The 14,188-nt window shown below is 56.7% G+C and carries 11 protein-coding genes; 1 reads left to right on the forward strand and 10 read right to left on the reverse strand.

Annotated features, from left to right (window positions below; translation table 11 throughout):
* Positions 1-10: 10 nt before the first annotated feature.
* The 7 genes from folE to Q5H33_RS05330 all read right to left on the reverse strand — a co-directional run bounded on the left by folE (position 11) and on the right by Q5H33_RS05330 (position 8,683).
* On the reverse strand, positions 11-649 hold the full coding sequence (gene folE / locus Q5H33_RS05300) for a GTP cyclohydrolase I FolE (protein WP_022245396.1): 639 nt from the start codon (positions 647-649) through the stop codon (positions 11-13).
* Positions 649-2,751 carry an ATP-dependent zinc metalloprotease FtsH gene (gene ftsH, locus Q5H33_RS05305; RefSeq protein WP_022245397.1) on the reverse strand — a complete coding sequence of 701 codons (2,103 nt, stop codon included), beginning with the start codon at positions 2,749-2,751 and terminating at the stop codon, positions 649-651. The genes folE and ftsH overlap by 1 nt, the downstream gene beginning before the upstream one ends.
* Positions 2,748-3,311, reverse strand: coding sequence for a hypoxanthine phosphoribosyltransferase (hpt, locus tag Q5H33_RS05310; protein WP_171842400.1), 564 nt, complete (start codon positions 3,309-3,311; stop codon positions 2,748-2,750). Before hpt ends, ftsH begins: the two co-directional genes overlap by 4 nt.
* Positions 3,298-4,392 carry a tRNA lysidine(34) synthetase TilS gene (tilS, locus tag Q5H33_RS05315; RefSeq protein WP_065435547.1) on the reverse strand — a complete coding sequence of 365 codons (1,095 nt, stop codon included), beginning with the start codon at positions 4,390-4,392 and terminating at the stop codon, positions 3,298-3,300. The genes hpt and tilS overlap by 14 nt, the downstream gene beginning before the upstream one ends.
* Positions 4,393-4,396: 4 nt before the next feature.
* Positions 4,397-5,842, reverse strand: a complete 1,446-nt coding sequence (locus Q5H33_RS05320; RefSeq protein WP_302423406.1) for a D-alanyl-D-alanine carboxypeptidase/D-alanyl-D-alanine-endopeptidase — start codon at positions 5,840-5,842, stop codon at positions 4,397-4,399.
* A 79-nt stretch (positions 5,843-5,921) separates the two neighbouring features.
* The gene (locus Q5H33_RS05325; protein ID WP_034880526.1) at positions 5,922-7,145 is read right to left on the reverse strand and encodes a glycosyltransferase family 2 protein; all 1,224 of its coding nucleotides are present in this window, start codon (positions 7,143-7,145) and stop codon (positions 5,922-5,924) included.
* Entirely contained in the window at positions 7,145-8,683 is a 1,539-nt protein-coding gene (locus Q5H33_RS05330) for an AI-2E family transporter (protein ID WP_004219863.1), read from the reverse strand. The genes Q5H33_RS05325 and Q5H33_RS05330 overlap by 1 nt, the downstream gene beginning before the upstream one ends.
* A 54-nt stretch (positions 8,684-8,737) precedes the next feature.
* Between Q5H33_RS05330 and Q5H33_RS05335 the strand changes: the two genes are divergently transcribed.
* Positions 8,738-9,661, forward strand: a complete 924-nt coding sequence (locus tag Q5H33_RS05335; RefSeq protein WP_034880524.1) for a glycosyltransferase family 2 protein — start codon at positions 8,738-8,740, stop codon at positions 9,659-9,661.
* A gap of 206 nt (positions 9,662-9,867) precedes the next feature.
* On the opposite strand, the gene fucO is transcribed toward Q5H33_RS05335, so the two are convergent.
* From fucO to Q5H33_RS05350, 3 genes are all read right to left on the reverse strand, one after another.
* Positions 9,868-11,019, reverse strand: coding sequence for a lactaldehyde reductase (fucO, locus tag Q5H33_RS05340; protein ID WP_022245249.1), 1,152 nt, complete (start codon positions 11,017-11,019; stop codon positions 9,868-9,870).
* A gap of 185 nt (positions 11,020-11,204) precedes the next feature.
* Positions 11,205-13,442, reverse strand: a complete 2,238-nt coding sequence (locus tag Q5H33_RS05345; RefSeq protein WP_302423408.1) for a diguanylate cyclase — start codon at positions 13,440-13,442, stop codon at positions 11,205-11,207.
* Positions 13,435-14,100 (reverse strand): DUF4956 domain-containing protein, encoded by a 666-nt coding sequence (locus tag Q5H33_RS05350; RefSeq protein WP_004219873.1) that lies wholly within the window; start codon positions 14,098-14,100, stop codon positions 13,435-13,437. The genes Q5H33_RS05345 and Q5H33_RS05350 overlap by 8 nt, the downstream gene beginning before the upstream one ends.
* Positions 14,101-14,188 lie beyond the last annotated feature (88 nt).

Consider the following 14,188-nt stretch of genomic DNA (forward strand, 5'->3'; position numbering starts at 1 on the left):
GCCGCGCCGATCACGCATGCTGCGACAGGATCAGGCTCATGGCTTCGGCTCGCGTCGTCGCGTCTCGCATGCAGCCGCGCACCGCCGATGTAACCGTACGCGATTGCGCCTTCTTTACGCCACGCATGGCCATGCACATGTGATCGCATTCGGTGACTACGATCACGCCACGTGCTTCGATACCTTCCATCAACGCGTCGGCCACCTGTTGGGTGAGGCGCTCCTGCACTTGCGGACGTCGGGCATACAGTTCCACCAGTCGTGCAAGCTTGCTTAAGCCCGCCACTTGGCCGTTCGACGGAATATAGCCGACGTGGGCCACGCCATGGAACGGCAGCAGATGGTGTTCGCATACCGAGAAGAGTTCAATATCGCGTACCAGCACCATTTCGTCGGTATCGACTTTGAACTTGGTTTTGAGCACTTCCTCGGGGCCGTGTCCAAGGCCTGCGAACAGCTCCTTGCAGGCACGCCCAATACGGTCGGGGGTGTCGAGCAGGCCTTCACGGTCCGGGTCTTCGCCAATGGATTTCAGAAACAGGCGTACTGCCTGGCGCACGCCTTCCTCGTCATAGCCGACAGGCCCGGCCGCATGGGCGGCACGGGCCTTGTCGTCGAAGAGGGTATCGAATGCTTCGGTATCGCTCATCAGTTGGTCAATCCTGCGCTTTTCTTCAGGGATTCGGGAATCGGAACCGGCGGAATGTCGGAATCCGGGCGCTTGCTGTCGCTCAGCCACACTTCACGCTTCGGCGCCTTCTTGACATTAGCGAAGATTTCCGCAAGTTCCTTTTCGTTGAGTGTTTCCTTGACGAGCAGCTGACGTACGAGCTCGTCAAGAATCTCACGATTCTCGTTGATGACGTTCCACGCTTCGGTATGCGCGGTTTCCACCAGTTTGAGCACTTCCTCGTCGATGATTTCGGCGGTGCGTGCGGAATACTTGTGGTTCAGCGATCCAAGGTCGCTCTGTTCGTCATCGGACCACTTGATGGCACCCAGCTTGTCGGAGAAGCCGTAGTCGAGCACCATCTGACGTGCGATGTTCGTCGCCTTTTCGATGTCGTTGGAAGCGCCGGTGGTCGGATCGTGGAACACGACTTCCTCCGCGGTGCGACCACCCATGGCGTACGCCATCTGGTCGAGCAGCTGGTTGCGAGACATGGAATAGCGATCTTCAGTCGGCATCACCGCGGTGTAGCCAAGTGCGCGGCCACGCGGCAGAATGGTGACCTTGGTGACCGGATCGGTATCGTTCATGGCAGCCGCCACCAGCGCGTGACCACCCTCGTGGTATGCGGTGTTGCGCAGTTCGTCGAGCGCCATGCCCTTGGAACGGCGCTTCGGGCCCGCCTGCACGCGGTCGATGGCCTCGTCGATGGCGCGGTTGTCGATCAGCTGCGCACCGGCGCGGGCGCACAACAATGCGGCTTCGTTCAACACATTGGCCAGATCAGCGCCGGTAAAGCCCGGCGTACGCACGGCGATCATACGCAGATCGACATCAGGCACGAACGGCTTGCCCTTGGCATGCACCTTCAAAATAGCCTCGCGGCCTTCCAAATCAGGCGCTTCGACGGCTACCTGACGGTCGAAACGGCCCGGGCGAAGCAGTGCCGGATCAAGCACGTCGGGGCGGTTGGTCGCGGCGATGATGATCAGATTGGTGTCGTTATTGAAGCCGTCCATCTCAACGAGCAGCTGGTTCAGCGTCTGCTCACGTTCGTCGTGGCCGCCGCTCATACCGGAACCGCCACGCTTACGACCGACGGCATCGATCTCATCGATGAAGATGATGGCCGGAGCGTTCTTCTTGGCCTCATCGAACAGATCGCGCACACGGGAGGCGCCAAGACCCACGAACATTTCCACGAAGTCGGAGCCTGCCATGGAGTAGAAAGGCACACCGGCTTCGCCTGCGATGGCTCGTGCCAGCAACGTCTTACCGGTACCTGGAGGGCCGTAGAGCAATACGCCACGCGGAATGCGGGCACCCAAAGCCTTGTAACGAGACGGATCCTTCAGGAAGTCCTTGATTTCCTCGACTTCCTGCACGGCAGCCTCTTCGCCGGCCACGTCGGCGAACTTGGTGGTCGGGGTCTGGCCTTCGAGCAGCTTGCCGCTGTTCTTCTTGCCGCCCATACCGAACATGCCGCCAGCACCGCCCATACGGCTCATCATGAACCAGAACAGACCAAAGATAATGAGGAACGGCAGCAGCGAGGTCAGCAGATACGTCCAAATGCTGCTCTGCTGCATGGTCGCCGTCCAGCCCTTGACCGGATCAGCCTTCTGTACGGCCTTGACCACGGTTGCGGACTGCGCGTACGTGTAGTAGAACTGCACGTTTTTGCCGTAGTTCTTCATACGCCCGGTATCAGGGTCTGTAGCGGAGTAGTCGCTCTTAAGCTTGAGCTTGACCTGCTGGGTGTTGTCTACGATCTGTGCGTATTCAACATTGTTGCCGTTGAGAATCTGCAGACCGTCCTTGGTGTCGATGGTCTGGGAACCGGTTCCGGCGAAAATCTGGAACATGGTCACGGCAAGCAATGCCACAACCACAACCCACAGCCATGGGGACTGCCAGAACGGACGCGGACCGCCATTGGATCCGTTGCCGTTGGACTTGTCACCCTTGCCGTTGGAATCGTTGCCATTGCCGGCGTTATTATTGCGTCCAAACGGATTGGTGAACGGGTTATTGCCGCCGCCGTTGTTATTCGGCGACTGGCCCGGACCAGGAAAACTCATGCCTGACCTCCTTCATACACTTCCGGCTTCAGCACCGCGATCGAATCAAGATTGCGGTATCGCTCGTCATAATCCAAGCCGAAACCGACCACGAATTCATCGGGAATCTCACGTCCCTTATATTTCACAGGAACATCCACCTTACGGCGCGCCGGCTTTTCCAACAGCGCAAAAATCTCCACGGAAGCGGCACCACGGCTTTTGAGCTCATCGACGAGCCACGCCAACGTGACGCCCGAATCGATGATGTCTTCCACAATAAGCACGTGACGACCGCGAACATCGGTGGACAGATCCTGCCGCACGGTGATCTTGCCGCTCGATTGAGTGCCGGAACCGTAGCTCGACAAGCTCATGAAATCCATCTCCGCGTGGATGCTCATGGCCTGCGAGAACGCCGCAAGCGTGTTCACCGCACCCTTGAGCACGCAAACCAGCAGCGGGTTCTTGCCACGGTAGTCTTCACTGGCCTGGGCTGCAGCATGGTTGATGATGTCGGCAATCTCTTCTTTACTGATCAGCTCGTGATCAATATCTTCTTGTACGTCAGCGATTCGCATGCCCACCATCTTGGCACACGCGAATGACGTGTTTCTGGCGATATGCTGAATATCCGCTGGGAAGATTCACACCTTTCTGGCCGTGCCAGTCGCAGATCAGCCTGTCGATCCCTTCAACCTGCCGTGCCATGCACGAAATGCCTGCTTCCGCAAGCGAGCGCACAATCACCCGTCTTCTGATGGCAATGTCTTGCGATTGCAACGCACGCACGTCGATGATTATCTCGCCGTTGTTCACGGTTACGCCTTGCTCGCACACGCGTTGCGCCACATCGTCAAGATATGCGCGATCGTCTTCGGCAAGCCTCGCTCCAAGCGCAAGTTTCGACACGACGTCGCTTCCCGCGAATGATGCAAGATATGGCATGAGATCGTGCCGGATTCGGGATCGCAGCGGATAGTTCGCGGGAAGAGGCTCATTTCCACCCGAATCTCCCACATCCGGCCCATTTGTGGGATCGTCCCACCAGGCAAGCCGCAGATCCTCGCAGATGCCGGTGGTTTCTTCGCGGGTCACATTCAGCCATGGGCGTAGAAAACGCACCCCGTCTCGTATGAAGGAACCGTTCATACCGCAAACCGCATCGAGGCCCGCGGAACGCAACAAACCGATGATCACGGTTTCCGCCTGATCGTTTTTCGTATGAGCCAGAAGCACGGCCGAAGCGTCGGAGCATGCGTCGACAATCGCATGATAGCGTGCTTCACGCGCCGCTGCCTCAACACCGATGCCGCGGGAGTCGGGTACGTCAATCGCACGAACACGAACTGGGTCAAGACCCAACGCAACGCAACGATCGGCGGTTGCCCGCGCAACACCGGCAGAGCCTTGCTGCAACTGGTGGTCGATGATAATCGCCCCGCATCGCAATCCCAATGAAGCGCACGTTTTCGCAGCAACCGCAGCCAACGCCATCGAATCGCGCCCACCGGAACAGGACACCATAATCAGCGGAGCGTCCACATCGGGCGCGTGCTCGCCATGACGGGCGAAACGGGCATCCTGCAATCCCAAACCGGCCGATTCCAACGCGGCGCGCAGTTCGCCGATTCCCTTGCGCAAACGTGACGAATACACCATGGCGTCACAACTTCGGTAGTGCTGCCACAAATGTGTCGATAGCGGATTTCGCGGCTTCGGAATCATCAGGATCGTTGACGATCACGGCAAAACTCAACGCACCGCCATTATGGCGCGACACATTGCCGGTCATGGAAGTCACATCTCCCAAACTGCCGGTTTTGGCACGGATAAGACCAGCTTCGTCAGCATCGTTCAAACGATTCGCAGCAGTGCCTACAAATCCTACAATCGACAGCCCCTCAGCGGCGGCGGAACCGGATCCGCTCGTCAGATTACGCTGCTGCACGTCAAGCAGGGTATGCGCGGTGAGTTTGGAATCCTCAGCCAGTCCCGAGCAGTTAACCATGGTGAGGCCTTCGGTGGAAATCCCCCGCTGAGCCAGTACCTGTTCAACCGACTGCACCGCTCCGGCCGGTGAATTGCCGGCGTTAAGGTGCAAAGCCAGCAGTCTGCCGAATTCCTCGGCCAGCGAATTGTCGGAATGCCGAAGCATGAACGCCATGATCTCGTTCAGCGATGCGGAGCTCACCGTCGCAATGGGGCTGGTCCCGTCGGGAACGGCTCCCTGTTCCACGGAACCGTTCACCGCAATGCCCCGCTCAGTCAGGCGTTGCGCGAACACCAGCGCGGCCTCGCGAGCCGGCTGCGTGCTCAAAACGGGATATGTGCTGAACGTATCGGGATCCGTAGGATTAGCACCGTTCCAGTTTCGCCCGCCATCCACGGCCATGGATGCGGTCGGCGCGTAGTACACGTGGTCCGGATCGAGTTCGGCGATGCCGTTGGGCCAACGGTCGTTGCCGAACAGGGAATCATCGTAGACGAGCGTCACGGAAGTGATGCCCCGCTGCCGCAACGCTTGGGCCGTGTTTGCCGCAAGCGTTCCCAGCCCGGCACGCCCATTGATGTGCGCCGAATCAGATTCGTCGACGCCGAGCAGCATGTCGCCGTTGCCTTTGAGCACCAATCGCGAAGTGCCATCTTCGCGCTGCTCCAAATAGGTCTGCGTCTCCAACGTCGACCCCATGTCGAGCGTGGCCGCAGCCGCATACGCCGTCAGCGTTTTCATGGTGGACGCCGGCGTATACGGCGTGTCGAGATTCTGCTCGGCCACCACATTGCCAGCCGCGTCGGCGATGGCGATGGCGTATTCACCGCCAAAATCGGAGGCAGCCGTCTCAAACTGGCTGATCAGAGCCTTTGCCGCAACGGCATCCACGGTTTTCGAAGCGTCAAGCCCTCCGACCATCGTCGCGGCCGCAATGGCATTGCCCGGCGTTTTGGCCGTGGCATGCTCGACTTCCTGCAATGTGAGAACACCCGGCAACTTGTCGAAAATGTCGCCCACGACATAGCCGACGCACAACACTGTGGTGAGCGACACGGAAAGCGCCACCGTGATGTATCGACGGCGTTTCACATGCCGGTATTCAGCCGAATCATCCATGGAACAACAACACTCCAGTCATAAGAGGAAATCGAAATGAAAACGAAAAGGCAGGAACGCGCAAGCCAGCGAACGAACGTCATCCCTTATGCTCGATCGGCTTCCATTCGGACTTGGCGAACATCGCCTGGAACGAGATCGGCACATAACTGAACATGTAGATCGGGAAGCTCAGCACATACGCGAACAGCTCCTTGTTGGTGGCGCCAATCTGATCGCGTTCCACAATAATCGTCAACGCGGCCAACGCCATCATGCCGATCACCGACGTCACAATGCCGGACGTCCAACCGGTCAACGAGCTCAACTGGCTCTGCCATGTCACGAATCCGCAGGTCGCGAACAACAGTCCCAGCAGAACGCGCGCAATACCGATCACCGTGAACGGACACAACAGCAGCGTGAAATCAACGGCGGAAAAATCGCGTTCCCTGATGGCGCGTTTGACCAAAGCCGGCCCGTAATAACGGAACACTTGCAGGAAGCCCTTGCTCCAACGCAAACGCTGACGCCAGCTCTGCGCGAAGGTGACAGGCTGCTCGTCATACAGAATCGCGGTACCGCAGTAGCCGATGCGGTCGCCGTGCAGCAAGGAATCCATGGTGAATTCCAAATCCTCGGTCAAAAGGTGGAATTTCCAACCATTATTGCGACGCATGATCTCCTGCGAGAACATGAAGCCAGTACCCCCTACATGACAGCTGTTGCCGAGCCACATGCGCGAGGCCGACAGGAATCGAGATTCACGGATGAACCACAATGCAGAACCGGAAGAGACCCAATTGTCAGACAAATTCACGGAATTGCGGTAGCTGGTGAGAATCTTGAATCCCGACTGGAACGCCTTGTTCATCTCTTCGACGTAATGCTTGTCGAGCTTGTTGTCGGCGTCGAACACGAAGAACGCATCGTACGGGTCGGATGCACCGGAATCGTTCATCTGATCGAGCAGATACGTCAGCGCGTAGCCTTTGCCCACAAGCTCCTTGTTGAAGCGTTCGATCACATGGCAGCCCATATTGCGCGCCACTTCGGCGGTATTGTCGGTGCAATTGTCGGCGACAAGCCAAATGTCGACCAGTTCGGTCGGGTAGGTCTGCGTTTGGATGCAGGTAATGAGGTTGCCGATGACGTTCGCCTCGTTTCGTGCGGAAATCAGCACCGCGTAACGCTTGTCCATCGGCGCGTCGGGAAATTTGATCGGCTTGGTGAACAGGGAGATGAGAATGCACACCGCCTGATAGACCACCCCTGCGCCACCGACGATGACCAGCAGAATGTCAAGTACGCTCAGCAGTACCATTAACGCCACCTACTTCTTGGATTGTCATCCGCGTTTTTCGTACTTCCTTCAGCTTCCCGCGACTCGCCGTTCTTCCGTTCATTGCCGGATTCCGGATTTTCGTTGGATTCCTGAGATGTGTTTTCACTCTCAAGACCCTGCAATGGCTTGCGTTCCGTTTTGTCCAACACGTGCTTCGGGATGGCGACGGTTTCGTCCGATTCCAGCGATTCCTCGGAACGGGTGATATTGTACGCCTGCTCCTGCAACTGCCGCACTTCGTCGGGAATAGGCACATGCGCACTGGATCCCTGCACCGCGCGAGGCATATTGTGCAGATGCTCGCTGAGTACTTCGGCACCTTCCACCAGCTTCGACTTCTTTTCAGGCACCGGATCGTCCATCAGCGGGGAATCGACCAGCTCGTACCGCTTTGTATAGGTGCGGAAGATCGTCTGCACGGATGCAACCACCGGCAATGCGAGGAACGCGCCCAACGCGCCGAACAGCGAGGTGAACGCCAGCACCGCGAGGAACGCCACGGCATCGTTCACATCCATGGTGCGCTGGGAGATCTTCGGCGCGAAAATCAGATTCTCGATCTGCTGATACACGCAGATAAACACCAGCACCGCCACGGCCTGCCACAATCCGCAGCTACCCCATGCGAACAGCACTGGCAACGCGCCGCCGATATACGTACCCAACATAGGAATGAACTGCGAAACCACACCGCAGAACAGCGCCAACGGTAGCCAATAGGGCACGTGCAGCAGCATCAGACAGATTCCTGTGAAGAACGCGTTCAGCAACGCGAGAATGGCGCGGGAGAACAGGAACGACGAGATCTGGCTCTGGCTCACCGTCCATACGAACAGGAATCGCCGCTGAGCCGCCGGAGCCATCCACTGGCATGCGGCACGACGCAGTTTCGGACCAGCCGCTGAAATGTAATACGTGGTCATGATTATCGTCATGAGGTTAATCAGGAACGAAAACAATCCCGACACCGTATTCAGCGCGGTACCCGCGAAATCAGTGACCCACGACGTTTGAATGTTCTTCAGAATCTCATTGCCGAGATTATTGATCTCAGGAAGCTGGAAATTCGCGTATTGACTGGCGAACTGGCACATCTGCTCATACAGGTCGGGCAGACCGTTCACCAAGGCGATCATCTGCTGCACGAACAGGTTGCCGAACAGTGTGAACAGCACGCCGAGCATCACGGCCAGCATCAGCAGCGAGAACAGCGACGCGAACGAACGTTTCCAGCCATGCTTGACCAGCGGCACCACCACCGGCTCCACCGCGAGCGCGATGAACAGCGAGACGATGATGTCGATCACCAGATATTCGATTTTGCCCCAGCTGCGCCAGCAGAAAGTAAACCCCACAATGGCTATGGCGATGTATAGCAGCGCACGCCCCAGCCATTCCGGTGGTTTTCGGGGATCTCCTTTGGCTGGAAACAGGGTGCCGAGGTCCCATCGCTGTTCGCTGGTGTTCGCACCGTTTTCGCTCTGCGTATTGTTCATTCGCTGTTCGCTGTCGCTCATGGCTCCCTATTGTAGCGATAGGCGTCGTGTACAGGCTGAGCTATTGTGGTAGTTATGCTGAACGTTTCAATTGTCATCCCCGCTTGGAATGAAGAGGAGCGTATCAACGATTGCCTGTTGAATGCCACTAGGCAGACCGTGATGCCCCATGAAGTGATCGTTGTCGACAATCGTTCCACCGATTCGACGGTGGCCATGGTGGAGCAGTTCATCAAAGACCACCCGGAAGCACCCGTCCGTCTGCTGCATCAGGATGAGGAGCAGGGGCTGATTCCGACGCGCGATTATGGTTTGAACCACGCCACCGGCGACATTCTGGGCCGTTTCGACGCCGATTGCATGATTCGCCCGGATTGGGTCGAAGTGGTGTCCGGCATTTTCACTGAGGACCCGGAGGCCATGGGTGCCACTGGTCCGGTGATGTATTACGATCTGCCGAGCCGCCATTTTGGTTTGCGTGGGGATAATTCCACACGCAAGCGTATTTACAAGGCCGATGGCGGCCAGCCGTTGCTGTTTGGCTCGAATATGGCGGTCCGCGCTTCAGCTTGGCGCGAAATTTCTGACGAAGTGTGCCGAGACAAGGCCGATGTGATGCATGAGGATATCGATATTTCGCTGCATCTGCTGGGCAAGGATCTGAAAACCGTGTACTGCCCGCGCATGATCGCAGGCATCAGCGCCCGCCGTATGGACACGTCGCTCACGTCGTTCAACAATTACATGCGTCGTTTCAAGAACACGTTCGACGCGCATCCACAGCATTCACGCAAGCATAAGCCGGAGATTCTGCTCACCGCGCTGTATCCGGTGATGCATCTGCTGTATCCGGTATGGCAGAAGGTGCTTGACACCGCCGATATCAATCCTGCGGAGGCGGCGTGGATCAACGAGCAGATGGAATTGGCCGAGCAGGAAGGCCGCGAATGGTACGATGACACTCCCACCGATGAGGAGTGGAGCGAAAAGCACGAGTAATTCCAATACTTGCGATTGATAATCACGGATTATTGTTTACATTATTTCGATTAATCCGTAATATATGTGCAGATATAAAAATCGTGGTGCGAATGCTTTGTGAAGTTTCGCACCACGATTTTTAATGCTTTCAGCGATGTTCTCTCACAATCGGGTTTCACTGCAGATTCGCTGCATGCGATTGCCGATTCGTGAGAGTTTTCGCATTACATCAGGCTCTTGTAGATGGCGAGGATGTCTTCTTCGGTGGCCTGACGCGGGTTGCCCGGGGTGCACACGTCGTTGAAGGCGTCGTGGGCCAGTGCTTCCAGATCGGCTTCGGTTGCGCCGACTTCGGAGATGGTGGTCGGGTTCTTCAGGTCGACGGTGAGCTTGTGCACGGCCTGGACGGCTTCTTCGCGAACCGTCTCGAGATCGCCGGTGTAGGCATCTTCGACACCGAAGGCGTCGGCGATGTCACGATACTTCTCGCCGGTGAAGTCCTTGTTGTATTCCATGACCGGTGCCAGCAGAATGCCGTTGGCAACGCCGTGGGCAACGCCGAGGCGGCCGCCCAGCGGGTGGGCCATGCCATGCACCAGACCGAGGCCGACGTTGGAGTAGGCCATGCCGGTGATGTAGGAGGCGTAGGCCATCTGCTCGCCTGCAGGAACGTCGCCGTCAGCGCTCTTGGCAAGGTTCTTGGCAATCATGCGGATGGTCTGCATGCTCAGGCAGTCGGACAGGCTCCAGGCGCCCGGAGTGATGTAGCCTTCAATGGCGTGGGTCAGGGCGTCAAGACCGGTGGCGACCTTGAGGCCGCGTGGCATGGAGTCGGTCAGATCAGGATCGACGAAGGCGACGATCGGAATGTCGTGCGGGTCGACGGCCACGAACTTACGCTTGTTGGCGGTATCGGTGACCACATAGTTGATGGTGGTTTCCGAAGCGGTGCCTGCGGTGGTCGGCACGCCGAAGATCGGCACGGACGGGTTCTTGGTGTCGGCAACGCCTTCCAGGGAGAGCACATCGGCAAACTCCGGGTTGGCGGTGATGATGCCGATGCCCTTGCAGGTGTCTTGCGGGGAGCCGCCGCCCAGACCGATCAGGAAATCAGCACCGGATGCGGCGAACTTGGCAACGCCATCCTGAATGCATTCGACCGGCGGGTTCGGCTTGACGTTGTCGAAGACCTCGTACGGCATGCCTGCCTCATCAAGCACATCGGTGACCTTCTTGACGGTGCCGGTTTCCAGCAGTACCGGATCGGTGACGATGAACGCCTTGGTGAAGCCATGGGACTTGGCAACGCCCGGGATCTCCTTGATGGCGCCGCGACCGAAGTATGCAGTCTGGTTGAAAATCATGCGATAGACCATAGATGTCTCCTTTAAGCGACTGTGCTTGTTCGCCGTGTCATAGCAACCGTTGCCATGACCGACGATTCTCATCATAGACCCCATTTTGCGATTCGGCTGGAAATCGACACAACCTTTTCTGTGAGCGCTCTCACAAAATATGCGAACGCATCACACAAAAACGCATAAAACCAGACAATACGGCCTTATGACTCGAATAATTCCAGCTCGACCTGCGGCAGATCATCCTTGGAGAACACCCACATGGTCTCGTCTTTGGAACGTCGATCGGCGAAAATCGTAAGCAGGAACTTCTCTCCGTCGTTTCGCGTGTACCCGTACTGCAACACGCCGACCGACTCGACGCGGGCATGAATGAAGTCGTAATCCATAAGCAGGGAGAAACTGTCTTTGCAGAACGGCGCCACCAATCGTTCGCAATAGTCATGCAGCGCGCTTTTGAACGAACCGTCATGCGCGTCAAGCATCTTCTGGAAATAGTCGGGCACCATGATCGCACGCTGTGAGTCAGTACGCAGATTCACCATGCATGCGATTGAATAGCGTCCGTTCAAATGCCGCAGCAACGATTCCATATCCTGATTACGCACCAGAATGTCCTCAAGTTTTTCGTTGAGCCCGCGCAGCTGGCGTTTGCTGCCGCCTCGCACGTAGTATTCCTTCTTTTCGCGGCGCATCTCGTTTTCGGCCTGTTCGATGATTTTCGGCAGATCGGAAGTCGACTCGCTCGACGCTACGCCCACTGATATCTCGCAGCCTTGCGTATGCAAGCGCTCACGCATGTAGTTCAGCTGCTTGCGTGTCTGCGCTTCCGTATGCGCGGAACTGATTATCACGAATTCGTCGCCGCCGATGCGATACAACCGGTCATCGCCGAAGAACGCGCGCGCCGCGTCCGCGAACTCACACAACATGCGGTTGCCCTGCTTATGCCCGAGATGGTTGTTCACCTCGTGCAGGCCGATCATATCCGCATACACGCACACCACCGCCCCGATGTCGGCGCTCCGCAGCTGCTCCACATCGCTGTCGTATGCATTGCGGTTGAGCAATCCCGTCAAGGAGTCCTGCCGATAGATTTCCTTCATGTTCTTGGCGATTAGGTCGAGCGACAGGTCGAATCCGATCAGCACCACGGCCCACGGATTGGCCTCGCTGCAATCAGGGGGTACCAGCATACCGAATGCGATCACGCTGGTTTTCGCCTCGACCTCGCTTCTAAAATACGTGAATTCCGATTTTTTCTTACTGAATAGTTGGTCGCGCAAATCAGACAATCGCGTGTGTTTCAGGAATTCTCCGGCATCATCTGGATGAATGATCCGTTTTGAAACCAATGCATGGCAGTAATCATGAAAATCATCCGCATACACGTCCGGAAGTTTCGGATCGCGTTTGATGGTGCGATATTCTCCCGTGATGAGATTCAGTCGGGACAGTTCCGCAACGCCCTTGTTAAGGATTTCAAAAATATGCGCCGACAATGACGACGATTCGAGCATGCTGCGGCCGTTCGTCGACATGCGGTAGTCGCGATGCATCAGATCTTTGGAGATATTCCAGAAATGCTGGTCATCCGGGCGGTGTTCCAGCAAATCCTCCATCTTTCCCACAGTGAGCGGACGGTAGAAATAATATCCTTGGATGTACATGCATCCCAGCTCACGCAGCTTGCTCACCTGTTCGGCGGTCTGCGCACCCTCCGCAATGATCGACAGTCTCAGCTGGTAGGCCATGTCGATCACGGATTCGATGATTTTCAAACCTTTCGCCGCATTGTCAGCATTCAGGTCAACGAATTTCATGTCGAGTTTGATGGCATCGACGTTGATGTCCTTCAACATGTTGAGTGACGAATACGCCGACCCAAAATCGTCCATCAGCACGGCAATGCCTCGCGCATGCAGGTCCCGAATGGTCTCTTCGACCACATCCATGTTATGTGCGATCGCACTTTCCGTGATCTCCACCTGCAGCAGGCGAGCATCGATGCTGAACCGATCGAGCAGGTCGCCAAGCACTCGCGCCACATCGATCGCCTCGATATCCGTCATCGACACGTTGACGGACACCGGCACCAGATTGCGCCCCTCCCCATCCCAACGCGACAGCATTTCACACACGGAACGCCAGATGAACAAATCGAACCGCGTGACCATTGACTCACGTTCAAGCAGAGGAATGAATTCGCCGGGAGACACCAAGCCATATTCCGGATGATTCCAACGCACCAACGCCTCCGCACCCACGATTGCGCCGGTTTCAGCATTGCATTTGGGTTGCAGGTAGAAGCAGAATTCGTTGTTGTCAAACGCCTGGTTGATGTCGTCAAGAGAGAATCTGGGTACGATTTCGTCGTTGCTGGGCGCCCTGCCCGTGGATTCCAGCCGCGCGCCTGCGGCAACATCGAATTGATTACCCATGATACTCACCGTTGTACTGTATCAGCGTCACGTCTTCGACACCCTCAATGGCGCGAACGCGTTCCGCGAACGTCATGTCCTTATCATCACAGAATACTTCAACCGCCATTTCCGTGCGTTCGCCACGCATGGTTTTGGACTTTACGAAGAATTTGGTGCGTCCGAACGCGCGCGTGATCTCATCTCCCACTACATCGCCCACATAGTGGATCACCGCAATGTACACGCGCCCCTTGTCTTGACGCGAGTAGAACAGAGCCAGCATGCCGATCATCACCAATCCGGCAACAATCACCAGCACATACATGCCGGCGCCCGCCGCAATACCAGACGTGATCGCCCAGAACAAATACAACAGATCCATCGGATCCTTGACCGCGGTACGGTAGCGCACAATCGATAATGCACCGACCATACCAAGCGAAATCACAATATTCGTACTGATGGCCAGCGTGACCATGCAGGTGAGCACGCACATGCCCACCAACGTAACGGCAAAACTGCGCGAATACACCACACCCGTGTAGAAACGGCGGTACACGCAGTAAATGACGATGCCGACGATCAACGCCACCAGCAACGCCAGCGCCATTTTGGGCACATTGTATTGGCCGAAGGATTTCAGCACCGACTTTTTGATCATGTCATTGACGCTCATATGGTTTCTTTCTCTCCTGCTTCCTTGATTCGTAACGTTTGTTTTTGCTGGAATGCCAGTCAACATGCCAGCCGATTACAGGCTTGGC

It is taken from the genome of uncultured Bifidobacterium sp. (genome assembly GCF_959020145.1).
In the GTDB taxonomy this organism is placed as follows: domain Bacteria; phylum Actinomycetota; class Actinomycetes; order Actinomycetales; family Bifidobacteriaceae; genus Bifidobacterium.